Source organism: Pseudomonas kuykendallii (assembly GCF_900106975.1).
Classification (GTDB): domain Bacteria; phylum Pseudomonadota; class Gammaproteobacteria; order Pseudomonadales; family Pseudomonadaceae; genus Pseudomonas_O; species Pseudomonas_O kuykendallii.
Map to the genome: position 1 here is coordinate 903,361 of NZ_FNNU01000001.1, position 14,782 is coordinate 918,142.

Sequence of the window (14,782 nt, forward strand, 5' to 3'; positions counted from 1 at the left end):
ACAAAAAGCCCCGCCAATCGGCGGGGCTTTTTTATCGGTCATCGAACGCTCAGGGCGCCGGTTGCTGCTGGGTGATGCAGTGGATGTTGCCGCCACCGAGGAGAATCTCGCGGCCCGGCACCATCACCACGCGGTGTTGCGGGAAAAGCCGCGCGAGGATCGCCTCCGCTTCGCTGTCCAGTGGGTCGTCGAAGCGCGGCGCGACGATGCCGCCGTTGACGATCAGGAAGTTCACGTAGGAAGCCGCCAGGCGGATCGACGGATCGCGCGGTTGCGAGCCGAGCGCCTTGTCGACGCCCGCGCACTCTTCGTCGCTGGCGTACAGCGGACCCGGAATCGGCATCTTGTGCACCTGCAACGGACGGCCCTTGGCGTCACGCGCCTTTTCCAGCACGCGCATCGCCGCCTGGCAGCGCGGGTAGTTGGGGTTCTGCTCGTCGTCGGTCCACGCCAGCAGCACTTCGCCAGGGCGCACGTAGCAGCAGAAGTTGTCGACGTGGCCGTCGGTCTCGTCGTTGTACAGGCCGTCCGGCAACCAGATCACGGTGTCGATGGCCAACTGCTCGGCGAGCACCTGCTCGATCTGCTGACGCGACAGATGCGGGTTGCGGTTGCGGTTGAGCAGGCACTCCTCGGTGGTGATCAGGGTGCCTTCGCCGTCCACGTGGATCGATCCGCCCTCGAGCACGAAGCCTTCGGTGCGGTAGCGGTCGCAGCGCTCGATCTCGAGCACCTTTCCCGCCACTTGGCGGTCACGGTTCCACGGGAAATAGAGGCCGCCGTCGAGGCCGCCCCAGGCGTTGAAGTCCCAGTCCACCCCGCGCACGCCACCTTTGCCGTCGATGACGAAGGTCGGGCCGCTGTCGCGCACCCAGGCGTCGTCGCTGCTGATCTCGACCACGCGGATGTTGTCGGCATCCAGCTGCGCGCGGGCGTTCTCGTACTGTTCCGCGGACACCCCGACGGTCACCGGCTCGAACTGCGCGATGGCCTTGGCCACCGCGGTGAACGCCGCCTGTGCCGGCTTGCCTCCGAGGCGCCAGTTGTCCGGGCGCTGTGGCCAGATCATCCAGGTCTGGCTGTGCGGCGCCCATTCGGCCGGCATGTGGAAGCCGTCGGCGCGCGGTGTGGTGTCGAGTGTCGGCATTGTGCTCTCCGAGAATTCTGCTGGGCGGCCTGCGCCGGAATGGAGTTGGACCGTGGCGTTCGGGACGGTTCCCGAGCGGTTCGGATGGCAGACTTATAGTCGATAAAGATCGATATTCAAAAGGATTTAGTAGCGTTGCATACCATATTTAAGTGCATTAGGCCGATAAAGATCGGATCATGGACGGCGCGGTAAAAACTCTGGAAGGTAGAGCCCCAGGTAGGCATCGAACACGCGCCGGCCCTCTTCGGCCAGGCGCGGGGTGATGCAGCCGTGTTGCTGCATCGAGCGGGCATAGACCCGGTCGCCCAGTTCCATGGCCAGGGCGAACACCTCGATCTCCGTGGGCAGCGCCGGCAGGACGAAATGCCGGTCGAACAGCGCCTGCATCAGGCGGCCCAGTTCGAGGTCGTGCTGGCGGTCCGCCTGGACCAGCTCGGCGAGGCCGTGCTGGGTGAGGATCAACTGTCGCGCGGCGGCGTCCTCGGCGTAGATCGCCAGCATGCGCGCTTCGACGATCCGCGAAAGATCGCGCCAGGTGCGCAGGTCGTCGTCGGCGATGGGCTCGGCGAGGCAGGCGCGGAAGGCGGCGTGCACCTCGGCGGTGAGCGCCTGGAGCAGGGCGGGAACGCCGGCGAAGAAGTGGTAGACCGAGGACGGCGGGATCTGTGCGCGCTCGGCCACGCTGTACACCGAGAGCCCGACGATACCCTGTTCGGCCAGCAGGGCGCGCGCGGCGACGAGGATAGCGTCGATCCTCGCCTGGCTGCTGGCGCGGGGTTTGCGGGGCGTGGCGGTGCGCGGCATGTGGGGTCCTGTGCGGGCGCTGTAGAGCGGCGAGCATAGCGAAAAGCCTGTCGCTACGCCCGCCGCCTCACTCGCCGCTGCGAAAGCGCGCCCAGACTTCGTCGCGCACGCTGGCGTGGCCGTCCGGCAGCGGGTCCAGGGCGAACAGCCGGCGCTTGGTGTCTCGGTCCGGGTAGAGCCCCGGCAGGTCGCGCAGGGCCGGGTCGATGAAGCCCTGCGCGTCGGCGTTCGGGCTCGGATAGAGGGTTTCCTCGCTGATCAGCGCGGCCACCTGCGGCTGCATCAGGTAGTCGATGAAGCGATGGGCCAAGTCGGCGTGCGGCGCGCTGGCCGGAATCACCAGGTTATCGATGAACAGCGCCGAGCCTTCCTCGGGAATTAAGAAGCGCACCGGCTGCCCGGCCTTGGCGGCGGCAAGGGCGTCGCCGACCCAGGCCAGCGACACGCAGAGCCTGCCGTTCGCCAGGTCGTCGATGTAGCGCTCGCTGTCGACGTACTTCAGCCGTGGCCGTAGCGCGTTCAGGGTTTCGCCGGCGGCGCGCAGGCGAGTGGTCGAGCTGCGCGCGAGGCTGTAGCCGGTGTAGTTGAGGAGTATCGAGAGCACTTCGTCCGGCGCGTCGATCACGCTCATTCCGCAGCCCGCCAGGCGCGCGCTCTGCACTGGGTCGAAGAGCAGGCTCCAGCTGTTCGGCAGCGGGCCTCCGTAGGCGGCCTCGGCTTTCGGCTGGTTGATCGCCAGGCCGACCGAGCCCCACAGATAGGGCACCGCGTAACGGTTCTGCGGATCGAACGCGGCGAGTTTGTTCAGCAGCGACTTGTCCAGGTGGCTGCGGTTCGGCAGACGGGCGAAATCCAGCGGCTGCAGGCGCTTCTCGCGGATCAGCTTCGGCAACGCGTCGTGGGACGGCACGGCGACGTCGATGGCGTCGCCGGCATCCAGGCGCTGCAGCAGTTCCTCGGCGGTGGCGTAGGTGTGGTAGTCGACGTGAATGCCGCTCTCACGCTCGAAGTTTTCCAGCACCTGCGGCGCGATGTAGTCGTTCCAGTTGTAGACGGTGATGCTGGGGCCGGACGGCGTGGCCTCGGTGGCGAACACCAGCAACGGCGTCAGGGCGAACAGCAGCGAGATACGGCGAAGCATTGAAACCCTCCCTGGTTGACGATGCGCGGCAAAGCGCCGCCGAGAACCGTCCGTTGCGGCGCGTGGCCAGGCGGTCTTCGGCATTGGCGGTGCAAGGAGCGCCGGCGAGGCCGGCGTCGGACCCTTAGACGGTATGCAGGTACCAGTTGTATTCGAGGTCGGAGATCGAGTGCTCGAACTCTTCCAGCTCGCTTTCCTTGCAGGCGACGAAGATGTCGATGTAGTCGGGGCTGATGTACTTCGCCATCACCTCGCTGTCGTCCAGCTCGCGCAACGCGTCGCGCAAGTTGTTGGGCAGGCTCTGCTCGTTCTGCTCGTAGGAGTTGCCCTCGATCGGCTCGCCCGGCTCGATCTCGTTGGTCAGCCCGTGGTGCACGCCGGCCAGCAGCGCCGCCATCAGCAGGTACGGGTTGGCGTCCGCGCCGGCGACGCGTTGCTCGATACGCACCGCTTCCGGGCTGCCGGTCGGCACGCGCAACGCCACGGTACGGTTGTCGAGCCCCCAGCATGGCGAATTCGGCACGTAGAACTGCGCGCCGAAGCGGCGGTAGGAGTTCACGTTCGGGCAGAGGAAGGCCATCGAGGCGCCCATGGTCTCCAGCACACCGCCGATCGCGTGACGCAAAGCGGCGTTCTGCTGGGGATCATCGCTGGCGAAGATGTTCTTGCCGTCTTTGTCGAGGATCGAGATGTGCACGTGCAGGCCGTTGCCTGCCTGGCCCGGGTAGGGCTTGGCCATGAAGGTGGTGTCCATCTCATGGTCGTAGGCGATGTTCTTGATCAGCCGCTTGAGCAGCACCGCGTAGTCGCAGGCCTTGATCGGATCGGCGACGTGGTGGAGGTTGACTTCGAACTGCGCCGGGGCACTTTCCTTGACGATGGCGTCGGCCGGGATGCCCTGCTCCTTGGCGCCTTCGAGGATGTCCTGCAGGCAGTCGACGTATTCGTCCAGGTCGTCGATCAGGTAGACCTGGGTCGAGTGCGGGCGCTTGCCTGAGATCGGTGAGCGCGGCGGCTGCGGACGGCCGTTCACGTTCTCCTGGTCGATCAGGTAGAACTCCAGCTCGAACGCCGCGCAAATGGTCAGGCCCATGGCGTCGAACTTCTCCACCACCTGGCGCAGCACCTCGCGCGGGTCGGCGAAGAACGGCTTGCCGTCGAGCTCGTGCATGGTCATCAGCAACTGCGCGGTGGGGCGCTTCTGCCAGGGCTCGTTGCTCAGGGTATTGGGGATCGGAAAGCAGATGCGGTCGGCGTCGCCGATGTCCAGGCCGAGGCCGGTGCTTTCCACGGTGGAGCCGTTGATATCGAGGGCGAAGAGCGAGGCGGGGAGGTTGATGCCCTTTTCGTAAACCTTGTGGAGGCTGGTTCGTTCGATGCGCTTGCCGCGCACCACGCCATTCATATCTGCGATCAGGAGGTCGACGAACAGGACCTCAGGATGTTCCTTAAGGAATGCGTTCGCTTCGTTGAGCTGAACGGCACGCGGGGGTACCGACATGATGCAACACCTATATTGTTAAAAATATCAATCATGCGACTGATGTGAAGGGAGTCAATCCGAATCCCCTTGTGATGTCAATAGTGCCCCATATTGCCCTAAAAAGGAGCCTTGCGGCCATCTTTGGGGCGTTTCAGGGCATTGCGAGGGGCCTGAAAACTTGGCTTACGGCGCCGCCCGACACGGGTGTGTTATATTTTTTACAGAAGTGTTGTGTAAAAAAATGAACAACGCTACTCTCCGGCAGAACCCCAGACAGCAAACAATCGGGTGTCCCATGCCTCGCCTGCCGTTGATCGGCGTCACCGCGTGCACCAAGCAGATCGGCCTCCATCCCTATCATATCGCCGGCGACAAGTACGTCCGCGCGGTGGCCGTCGGTGCCCAGGGTTTGCCCCTGATCATCCCTTCGCTGGCCGAGCTGATCGACCAGCCGACCCTGTTGGAAAATCTAGACGGTCTGTTGTTCACCGGCTCGCCTTCCAACGTCGAACCTCATTATTACGGCGGCCCCGCCAGCGCGCCCGGCACGCCCCACGACAGCCTGCGTGACCGCACCACGCTGCCGCTGATCCGCGCGGCACTGGCGGCCGGCGTGCCGATCCTCGGCATCTGCCGCGGCTTCCAGGAGATGAACGTCGCGCTCGGCGGCAGCCTGCACCAGAAGGTCCATGAGGCCGGCCCATTCCAGGATCACCGCGAGCCTGAGAACGAGCCGGTCGAGGTGCAATACGCGCCCAGTCATGCGCTGCACGTGCAGCCTGGCGGCGTGCTCGCCGGGCTCGGCCTGGCGGCGGAGATTCAGGTCAACTCCATCCACGGCCAGGGCATCGACCGCCTGGCGCCCGGCCTGCGTGTCGAGGCCACGGCCCCCGACGGGCTGATCGAAGCCTTCTCCGCCATCGACGCGCGGAGTTTCGCCCTCGGCGTGCAGTGGCACCCGGAGTGGCAGGTGCTTTCAAATCCGGATTATCTCGCCATCTTCCAGGCCTTTGGTGAGGCTTGCAGGGAGAGGGCGGGGCAACGCTGAGCGACGACTTTCTGCGCTTTTTCCGTTGCGCTGACCACCCCGGTCGGCGCTACGCTGGGAGCTGCAGCGCTTGCCGCGACGCAAACAACCCTGAGGTCTTTATGACTACCAAGCTCGACCAGCTGACCAGCTGGCTGAAAGAACGCAAAATCACCGAAGTTGAATGCCTTATCGGCGACCTGACCGGGATCGCTCGGGGCAAGATCTCGCCGACCAACAAGTTCCTCGACGAGAAGGGCATGCGCCTTCCGGAGAGCGTGCTGTTGCAGACGGTCACCGGCGACTACGTCGAGGACGACATCTATTACAACCTGCTCGACCCGGCGGACATCGACATGTTCTGCCGCCCGGACGAGAACGCCGTGTACCTGGTGCCCTGGGCCATCGAGCCCACCGCGATGGTCATCCACGACACCTTCGACAAGATGGGCAACCCCATCGAACTGTCGCCGCGCAACATCCTCAAGAAGATTCTCAAGCTCTACACCGACAAGGGCTGGCAGCCGATCGTGGCGCCGGAGATGGAGTTCTACCTGACCAAGCGTTGCGAAGATCCCGACCTGCCGTTGCAGGTGCCGCTGGGCCGCTCGGGGCGTCCGGAAACCGGGCGGCAGTCGTTCTCCATCGATGCGGCGAACGAATTCGATCCGCTGTTCGAGGACATGTACGACTGGTGCGAGCTGCAGGGCCTGGACCTGGACACGCTGATCCACGAGGAAGGTCCGGCGCAGATGGAGATCAACTTCCGTCACGGCGACGCGCTGCACCTGGCCGACCAGATCCTGGTGTTCAAGCGGACCATGCGCGAGGCGGCGCTCAAGCACAACGTCGCCGCCACCTTCATGGCCAAGCCGATCACCGACGAGCCGGGCAGCGCGATGCACCTGCACCAGAGCATCGTCGACATCAAGACCGGCAAGAACATCTTCTCCAACGAAGACGGTTCGATGAGCGAGCTGTTCCTGCACCACATCGGCGGCCTGCAGAAATTCATCCCCGAGCTGCTGCCGCTGTTCGCCCCCAACGTGAACTCTTTCCGCCGCTTCCTGCCGGATACCTCGGCACCGGTGAACGTCGAGTGGGGCGAGGAGAACCGCACCGTCGGCCTGCGCGTGCCGGAGTCCAATCCGCAGAACCGCCGCGTGGAGAACCGCCTGGCCGGCGCCGACGCCAACCCATACCTGGCCATCGCCGCCAGCCTGCTGTGCGGCTACATCGGCATGGTCGAGGGCATCCGTCCGAGCGCGCCGGTCAAGGGCCGCGGCTACGAGCGCCGCAACCTGCGCCTGCCGCTGACCATCGAGGACGCCCTCGAGCACATGGAAGGCTGCAAGGCACTGGAGAAATACCTCGGCGCCAAGTTCATCACCGGCTACGTGGCGGTGAAGCGCGCCGAGCATGAAAACTACAAGCGGGTGATCAGCTCCTGGGAACGCGAGTTCCTGCTGCTCTCGGTCTGACCCGCGGGCCGCCGCCCCGCGCGGCGGCCAACCGCAATCAGGAGGAATGTCCATGCAACCGATCAAGAATGCGCAGACCCAGCAGTGGCAAGCGCTCAGCCGCGATCACCATCTGCCGCCGTTCACCGACTACAAGCAGCTCAACGCGAAGGGCGCGCGGATCATCACCCGGGCCGACGGCGTCTACATATGGGACAGCGAGGGTAACAAGATCCTCGACGGCATGGCCGGCCTGTGGTGCGTCAACGTCGGTTACGGGCGCAAGGAGCTGGCCGATGCGGCCTACAAGCAGATGCAGGAGCTGCCGTTCTACAACCTGTTCTTCCAGACCGCCCATCCGCCGGTGATCGAACTGGCCAAGGCGATCGCCGACATCGCCCCGGAAGGCATGAACCACGTGTTCTTCACGGGTTCCGGCTCGGAAGCCAACGACACCGTACTGCGCATGGTCCGTCACTACTGGGCGACCAAGGGAAAGCCGTCGAAGAAGGTGGTGATCGGCCGCTGGAACGGCTACCACGGCTCCACCGTCGCCGGCGTCAGCCTGGGCGGAATGAAGGCCCTGCACGGTCAGGGCGACCTGCCGATTCCCGGCATCGTCCACATCGACCAGCCGTACTGGTACGGGGAAGGCGGCGACCTGTCGGCCGAAGCGTTCGGCAGCAAGGTCGCCGAGCAACTGGAACAGAAGATTCTCGAACTCGGCGTGGACAACGTCGCGGCCTTCATCGCCGAGCCGATCCAGGGCGCCGGCGGGGTCATCGTGCCGCCGGACTCCTACTGGCCGAAGATTCGCGAAATCCTCGCCCGCTACGACATCCTGTTCGTCGCCGACGAGGTCATCTGTGGCTTCGGCCGCACCGGCGAATGGTTCGGCAGCCAGTACTACGGCAATGCGCCGGACCTGATGCCGATCGCCAAGGGCCTGACCAGTGGCTACATCCCCATGGGCGGGGTGGTCGTGCGCGACGAAATCGTCGAAGTGCTCAACCACGGCGGCGAGTTCTACCACGGCTTCACCTACTCCGGGCATCCGGTGGCGGCGGCGGTGGCGCTGGAAAACCTGCGCATCCTCAAGGAGGAACGCATCGTCGAAACGGTCAAGGCGGAAACGGCACCATACTTGCAAAAACGTTGGCAGGAGCTGGCTGATCACCCGCTGGTGGGCGAAGCCCGCGGCGTTGGCATGGTCGGAGCGCTGGAGCTGGTGAAGAACAAGGCGACCCGCGAGCGCTTCGGCGACCTGGGCGTCGGCATGCAATGCCGCGAGCACTGCTTCAACAACGGTCTGATCATGCGGGCCGTCGGCGACACCATGATCATTTCGCCGCCGCTGGTGATCAGCAAGGCGGAGATCGATGAACTGGTGACCAAGGCGCGCACCTGCCTCGACCTCACCGCCAACGCCGTGCTGGGTTGAGGGGTGAGGGCGCGGGAATGACTTTTACCGCGGCAGTGACTTTTGCCTCGGCGAACGTTGTAAACGCGCCCCGTCCCTTGCCAGACTGCGCAGGCGCTGGTCGGGCTCACCCTGGGGGTGACGGGAGCCAGGCTCGGACTTTTCAGACAACAGGAGCTGTAGGCATGAAAAAAATCGGCAAGACCCTTCTCGCCTTGTCCCTCGCGGGCATGGCGTTCAGCGCGGCGCAGGCCGACGACAAAGTCCTCCACGTGTACAACTGGTCCGACTACATCGCCGAAGACACCATCGCCAAGTTCACCGCGGAAACCGGCATCAAGGTCGTCTACGACGTCTATGACAGCAACGAAGTGCTCGAAGCCAAGCTGCTCGCCGGCAAGGCCGGGTACGACGTGGTGGTGCCGTCCAACTCCTTCCTCGCCAAGCAGATCAAGGCCGGCGTCTACCAGCCTCTGGATAAGTCCAAGCTGCCGAACTGGAAGAACCTCAACCCCGACCTGATGAAAACCCTGGAAATCAGCGACCCGGGCAACCAGTACGCGATTCCCTACCTGTGGGGCACCATCGGCATCGGCTACAACGCCGACAAGGTCAAGGCTGCGCTGGGCGACAACGCACCGGTCAATTCCTGGGACCTGGTGTTCAAGCCGGAAAACATCGCCAAGCTCAAGGGCTGCGGCGTGAGTTTCCTCGATTCGCCGACCGAAATTCTGCCGGCCGCCCTGCACTATCTGGGCTACAAGTCTGACAGCCAGGACCCGAAAGAACTCAAGGAAGCCGAGGCCCTGTTCCTCAAGGTGCGTCCGTCGATCACCTATTTCCACTCCTCGAAGTACATCGGTGACCTCGCCAACGGCAACATCTGCGTGGCCATCGGTTACTCGGGCGACATCTACCAGGCCAAATCCCGCGCCGAAGAAGCCAAGAACGGCGTGAAGGTGCTGTACAACATCCCGAAAGAAGGCGCCGGTGCCTTCTTCGACACCGTGGCGATTCCGAAAGACGCGGAGAACCCGGAAGGCGCGCTGAAGTTCATCAACTTCCTGCTCAAGCCGGACGTGATTGCTGAGATCAGCAACTACGTGTCCTACCCCAACGGCAACGCCGCCGCCACCGAACTGGTGGACGAGGCGATCCGCACCGACCCGGGCATCTACCCGACGCCTGAGGTGATGAAGCAGCTCTACGCCTTCCCGGACCTGCCGGCGAAAGTGCAGCGCGCAATGACTCGCAGCTGGACCGCCATCAAGTCGGGCAAGTAAGCAGCAAATGGCCTCCGGCGCGCTCTGCCAACAGCGGAGCGTTCGCCGGCGGCCGTGACGTGCCGCGGCGCCAGCCGCGGCGTTCCACCCCTCGCACACGGCGCCCGCCAGGCGGAGACCGGATGCGTGCAAGGCTGACCGCGAACCGGGCCGCGAGGCTCCGACGACTGACCAAGGAACGAGGAAAGACGTGTGAACATCGATTTCCACAAAACGCTGCTCGGCGCCGCCATGACCCTCGGGTTGATCGCCACGGCTCAGGCCGAATCCACCGTCCACATCTACAACTGGTCCGACTACATCGGCGAAACCACCCTCGCCGACTTCGAGAAGGCCACCGGCATCAAGCCGATCTATGACGTCTTCGACTCCAACGAAACCCTCGAAGGCAGGCTGCTCGCCGGCCGCACCGGGTTCGACGTGGTCGTGCCGTCCAACCACTTCCTCGGCAAGCAGATCAAGGCCGGGGCATTCCAGAAGCTCGACAAGTCGCAGCTGCCCAACTGGAAGAATCTCGATCCCAAGCTGCTCAAACAACTCGAGGTCAACGACCCCGGCAACCAGTACGCGGTGCCGTACATGTGGGGCACCACCGGCATCGGCTACAACGTCGACAAGATCAAGGAAGCGCTGGGCGTCGACCACATCGACTCCTGGGCCACCGTGTTCGAGCCGGAAAACATGAAGAAGCTGAGCAAGTGCGGCGTGTCCTTCCTCGATTCCGGGGATGAAGTGCTGCCGGCGATGCTCAACTACATGGGCATGTCCCCGGCCAGCCAGAGCGCCGAGGAATACAAGAAAGCCGAGGCCAAGCTGCTCGCCGTGCGCCCCTACGTGACCTATTTCCACTCCTCGAAGTACATCGGCGATCTGGCCAACGGCAACATCTGCGTCGCGGTGGGTTTCTCCGGCGACATCTTCCAGGCCAAGTCGCGCGCCGAAGAGGCCGGCAAGGGCGTGAACATCGCCTACGCCATCCCCAAGGAAGGCGCCAACCTGTGGTTCGACATGATGGCGATCCCGGCCGATGCGAAGAACGTCAAGGAGGCGCATGCCTTCATGAACTACATCATGCAGCCTGAGGTGGTGGCGAAGATCAGCGACTACGTCGGCTACGCCAACCCGACTCCGGCGTCCGGCCCGCTGATGGACCAGGAGGTCCTGAACAACCCCGGCATCTATCCGCCGCAGGAGGTTCTCGACAAGCTCTACGTGCAGGCCGAGCTGCCGCCCAAGGTCCTGCGCATGCAGACTCGCAGCTGGACCACCATCAAGACTGGCAAGTGAGTGTCCGCCCGGCCTTCTGGCCGGGCTCTATTTTTCCCGGGAGTTAGCCCATGGCCGTTGCCTCCAGCGCCTACAAGAAAGCCCTCGAGGGCGACCAGCAGCCGAAAGAAGTGCTGGTGAAAATAGACCGCATCACCAAGAAATTCGATGAAACCGTCGCCGTCGACGACGTCTCGCTGACCATCAACCGCGGCGAGATATTCGCCCTGCTGGGCGGCTCGGGCTCGGGCAAGTCGACACTGCTGCGCATGCTCGCCGGCTTCGAGCGGCCCACCGAGGGGCGCATCCTGCTGGACGGCGTGGACATCACCGACATGCCGCCCTACGAGCGGCCGATCAACATGATGTTTCAGTCCTACGCGCTGTTCCCGCACATGACCGTGGCGCAGAACATCGCCTTCGGTCTCAAGCAGGACAAGCTGTCCAAGGAGCAGATCGACGAGCGCGTCGAGGAAATGCTCAAGCTGGTGCACATGACCCAGTACGCCAAGCGCAAGCCGCACCAGCTCTCCGGCGGCCAGCGCCAGCGCGTGGCGCTGGCCCGTTCGCTGGCCAAGCGGCCGAAGCTGTTGCTGCTCGACGAGCCGATGGGGGCGCTGGACAAGAAGCTGCGCTCGCAGATGCAGCTCGAACTGGTGCAGATCATCGAGCGCGTCGGCGTGACCTGCGTGATGGTGACCCACGATCAGGAAGAGGCCATGACCATGGCCCAGCGGATCGCCATCATGCACCTCGGTTGGATCGCCCAGATCGGCAGCCCGGTGGACATCTACGAGACCCCGGCGAGCCGGCTGGTCTGCGAGTTCATCGGCAACGTCAACCTGTTCGACGGCGAGATCGTCACCGATGACGCCGACCACGCGGTGATCAACTGCCCGGCCCTGGACAACCCGATCTACATTGGCCACGGCATCAGTACCCGCGCCCAGGAAACCAGGATCACCTACGCCCTGCGCCCGGAAAAACTGCTGATCGCCAGCCAGCTGCCGGCCGATCACGAACACCCGACCTACAACTGGTCCAACGGTACCGTGCACGACATCGCCTACCTTGGCGGCCACTCGGTGTACTACATCAAGCTGGCGTCCGGGCAGATCGTTCAGGCCTTCATCGCCAACGCCGAGCGCCGCGGCAAGCGGCCGACCTGGGACGATCCGGTCGTGGTCTACTGGGAGGACGATAGCGGCGTGGTGCTGCAGTCATGAGCAAACTCACGAACCCACTCAATGACCGCGGGATCGTGGTCGTCGCGGCGGCGCTAGTGATCATCGGCGCGGTGACGCTGCTCAATCTGATCGGTCCGGCCGGGACCTTCTGGCAGGCGCTCGGGCTGTCGATCAACCAGATCTGCACGCTGCTGGTGGTGCTGGCGACCGTGGCCGCAGTGTATGTCGGCGTGGCGCTGCTCTTCAGCCGCTTCAGCCACCTGAATCCGGGGCGCGCGGCGGTGGTCAGCGGGCCGTTCCTCTGGCTGTTCCTGTTCTTCCTGCTGCCGTTCTTCATCGTCCTGAAGATCAGCTTCGCCGAAGCCGACGTGGCGATCCCGCCGTATACCGAGATCTACAGCTACGCCGAGCAAAAGCTGGAAATCATCCTCAACCTGGGCAACTACCTGTTCCTCACCGAGGACGAACTGTACCTGGCGGCGTACCTCGGCTCGTTGAAGATGGCGGCGATCAGCACCATCGTCTGCCTGTTGATCGGCTACCCGATGGCCTACGCCATGGCGCGGGCGAAGAAGGAGTCGCAGACCACGCTGCTGCTGCTGATCATGATGCCGACCTGGACCGCGATCCTGATCCGGGTGTATGCATGGATGGGCATCCTCAGCAACAACGGCCTGCTCAACGGCTTCCTGCTCGACATCGGGCTGATCGACACGCCGCTGCAGATCCTCAACACCAACCTCGCGGTGTACATCGGCGTGGTCTATTCGTACCTGCCGTTCATGATCCTGCCGCTCTTCGCCAATCTGGTGAAGCACGACAACAGCCTGCTGGAGGCCGCGTCCGACCTGGGCTCGAGCAACCTGAACAACTTCTGGAAGATCACCGTGCCGCTGTCGAAGAACGGCATCATCGCTGGCAGCATGCTGGTGTTCATTCCGGTGGTCGGCGAGTTCGTCATCCCCGAGCTGCTCGGTGGACCGGAGACGCTGATGATCGGCAAGGTGCTCTGGCAGGAGTTCTTCAACAACCGTGACTGGCCGGTGGCTTCCGCCCTGGCGGTGGTGATGCTGGCGATCCTGATCGTGCCGATCATCCTGTTCAACCGCAACCAAGCCAAGGAACTGGAGGGCAAGGCATGAAGCACTTCCGCTTGACCACGTTCATGCTCTGGGCCGGGTTGCTGTTCATCTACGCGCCGATGCTGATCCTGGTGATCTACTCGTTCAACGCCTCCAAGCTGGTGACGGTCTGGGGCGGCTGGTCGGTGAAGTGGTACGCCGGCCTGCTGGACAACCGCCAGCTGATGGGCGCGGTAATGCGTTCGCTGGAGATCGCCTGCTACACCGCCATCGCGGCGGTGGTGCTCGGCACCATGGCGGCCTTCGTGCTCACCCGCATCCCGCAGTTCCGCGGACGCACGCTGTTCGGTGGCCTGGTCACCGCGCCGCTGGTGATGCCGGAAGTGATCACCGGTCTGTCGCTGCTGCTGCTCTTCGTGGCGATGGCGCAACTGATCGGCTGGCCGCAGGAGCGCGGCATCGTCACCATCTGGATCGCCCACACCACGTTCTGCGCGTCCTACGTGGCGATCGTGGTGTCGGCGCGGCTGCGCGAGCTGGACCTGTCCATCGAGGAGGCGGCGATGGACCTAGGCGCGCGGCCGTGGAAGGTGTTCCTGCTGATCACCATCCCGATGATCGCGCCGTCCCTGGCGGCGGGCGGCATGATGTCCTTCGCCCTGTCGCTCGACGACCTGGTGCTCGCCAGCTTCGTGTCCGGGCCCGGTTCCACGACCCTGCCGATGGAGGTGTTCTCCGCCGTGCGCCTGGGCGTGAAGCCGGAGATCAACGCCGTCGCCAGCCTGATCCTGCTGGTGGTGTCGATCTTCACGTTCTTCGCCTGGTTCTTCGCCCGGCGCGCCGAGGAGAAGCGCAAGCGCGCGATCCAGCAGGCGATGGAGGCGGAAACCGGCGGGCAGAGCTGGCGTCCGCAGCCGGCGCCTGTGTCGCCGCCCAGCCAGGGCTGAGTCGACCGCCACGAAAAAGGGCCACGCGAGTGGCCCTTTTTTTCATCCGGCGAACGGCGCCGTGTCAGCTGCGATCGGCCAGCACGCCGATCAGGAAGAACACCAGCAGCAACACCGGCGCCAGCGTGTAGTTGTTGAAGTAGCCGAGCCCCTTGGCCACCCAGGGCGTGAAGAAGACCATCGCCAGGCCGTAGCCGATGGCGCAGACCAGCACGAAGATCAGCGTGCGCAGGACGAAGTTCAGGCTGCCGACCGAGCGTTGCACCCAGGCGTTGATCGACGGACCGAACTGCACCAGCAGCGTCGCCATGAGGGCCATGGCGATCTCCGAAAGGTGCCCGCGGCACCAGCGCGAGAGGGTGGCGATCAGGTCGAGTACGAAGTCCATGCATGCTCCTTGAGTGGGGGGTGGACGGGGCGCGCTCAGGTCCGTGCACGGTCCGGCGAGCGAGGGTCGGGAAGGCGAAAAGGCCAGGATGTGGAGTTTACGGGGTGCCAATGCGCATTACCCGTCTCGCTCGCCCCGTGGGCC

13 protein-coding genes are annotated in these 14,782 nt (G+C 64.3%); 8 read left to right on the forward strand and 5 right to left on the reverse strand.

Annotation, left to right across the window (positions count from 1 at the left end):
- Positions 1-49: 49 nt before the first annotated feature.
- The 4 genes from aguA to BLV15_RS04105 all read right to left on the reverse strand — a co-directional run bounded on the left by aguA (position 50) and on the right by BLV15_RS04105 (position 4,596).
- Complete coding sequence (gene aguA / locus BLV15_RS04090) at positions 50-1,147, reverse strand: agmatine deiminase (protein WP_090224844.1); 1,098 nt, start codon at positions 1,145-1,147, stop codon at positions 50-52.
- Between the two features lie 177 nt (positions 1,148-1,324).
- Positions 1,325-1,954: a TetR/AcrR family transcriptional regulator gene (locus BLV15_RS04095; protein WP_090224846.1), complete on the reverse strand. Its 630-nt coding sequence runs from the start codon at positions 1,952-1,954 to the stop codon at positions 1,325-1,327.
- A 67-nt stretch (positions 1,955-2,021) separates the two neighbouring features.
- Entirely contained in the window at positions 2,022-3,095 is a 1,074-nt protein-coding gene (locus BLV15_RS04100; RefSeq protein WP_090224848.1) for an extracellular solute-binding protein, read from the reverse strand.
- Positions 3,096-3,219: 124 nt separating this feature from the next.
- The gene (locus tag BLV15_RS04105; RefSeq protein WP_090224849.1) at positions 3,220-4,596 is read right to left on the reverse strand and encodes a glutamine synthetase family protein; all 1,377 of its coding nucleotides are present in this window, start codon (positions 4,594-4,596) and stop codon (positions 3,220-3,222) included.
- 277 nt (positions 4,597-4,873) lie between these two features.
- Here BLV15_RS04105 and BLV15_RS04110 point away from each other — a divergent pair, with 277 nt between their 5' ends.
- The 8 genes from BLV15_RS04110 (at position 4,874) to BLV15_RS04145 (ending at position 14,250) form a co-directional block, all read left to right on the forward strand.
- Entirely contained in the window at positions 4,874-5,626 is a 753-nt protein-coding gene (locus BLV15_RS04110) for a gamma-glutamyl-gamma-aminobutyrate hydrolase family protein (RefSeq protein WP_090224851.1), read from the forward strand.
- Positions 5,627-5,727: 101 nt separating this feature from the next.
- Positions 5,728-7,086 carry a glutamine synthetase family protein gene (locus BLV15_RS04115; protein WP_090224852.1) on the forward strand — a complete coding sequence of 453 codons (1,359 nt, stop codon included), beginning with the start codon at positions 5,728-5,730 and terminating at the stop codon, positions 7,084-7,086.
- A 52-nt stretch (positions 7,087-7,138) separates the two neighbouring features.
- Positions 7,139-8,506 (forward strand): aspartate aminotransferase family protein, encoded by a 1,368-nt coding sequence (locus BLV15_RS04120; RefSeq protein ID WP_407072465.1) that lies wholly within the window; start codon positions 7,139-7,141, stop codon positions 8,504-8,506.
- Between the two features lie 164 nt (positions 8,507-8,670).
- Entirely contained in the window at positions 8,671-9,768 is a 1,098-nt protein-coding gene (locus BLV15_RS04125; protein WP_090224856.1) for a polyamine ABC transporter substrate-binding protein, read from the forward strand.
- Between the two features lie 231 nt (positions 9,769-9,999).
- Positions 10,000-11,055, forward strand: coding sequence for a polyamine ABC transporter substrate-binding protein (locus BLV15_RS04130; protein ID WP_090225209.1), 1,056 nt, complete (start codon positions 10,000-10,002; stop codon positions 11,053-11,055).
- Between the two features lie 50 nt (positions 11,056-11,105).
- Positions 11,106-12,260, forward strand: coding sequence for a polyamine ABC transporter ATP-binding protein (gene potA, locus BLV15_RS04135; RefSeq protein ID WP_090224858.1), 1,155 nt, complete (start codon positions 11,106-11,108; stop codon positions 12,258-12,260).
- 221 nt (positions 12,261-12,481) lie between these two features.
- Positions 12,482-13,363 carry an ABC transporter permease subunit gene (locus tag BLV15_RS04140; RefSeq protein WP_175534294.1) on the forward strand — a complete coding sequence of 294 codons (882 nt, stop codon included), beginning with the start codon at positions 12,482-12,484 and terminating at the stop codon, positions 13,361-13,363.
- A complete protein-coding gene (locus BLV15_RS04145; RefSeq protein ID WP_090224860.1) occupies positions 13,360-14,250 on the forward strand; it encodes an ABC transporter permease subunit in 891 nt (296 codons plus the stop codon). The genes BLV15_RS04140 and BLV15_RS04145 overlap by 4 nt, the downstream gene beginning before the upstream one ends.
- A gap of 64 nt (positions 14,251-14,314) precedes the next feature.
- Here the strand turns inward: BLV15_RS04145 and BLV15_RS04150 are convergent, their stop codons facing one another.
- Positions 14,315-14,638 carry a DUF3392 domain-containing protein gene (locus BLV15_RS04150; RefSeq protein WP_090224861.1) on the reverse strand — a complete coding sequence of 108 codons (324 nt, stop codon included), beginning with the start codon at positions 14,636-14,638 and terminating at the stop codon, positions 14,315-14,317.
- Positions 14,639-14,782 lie beyond the last annotated feature (144 nt).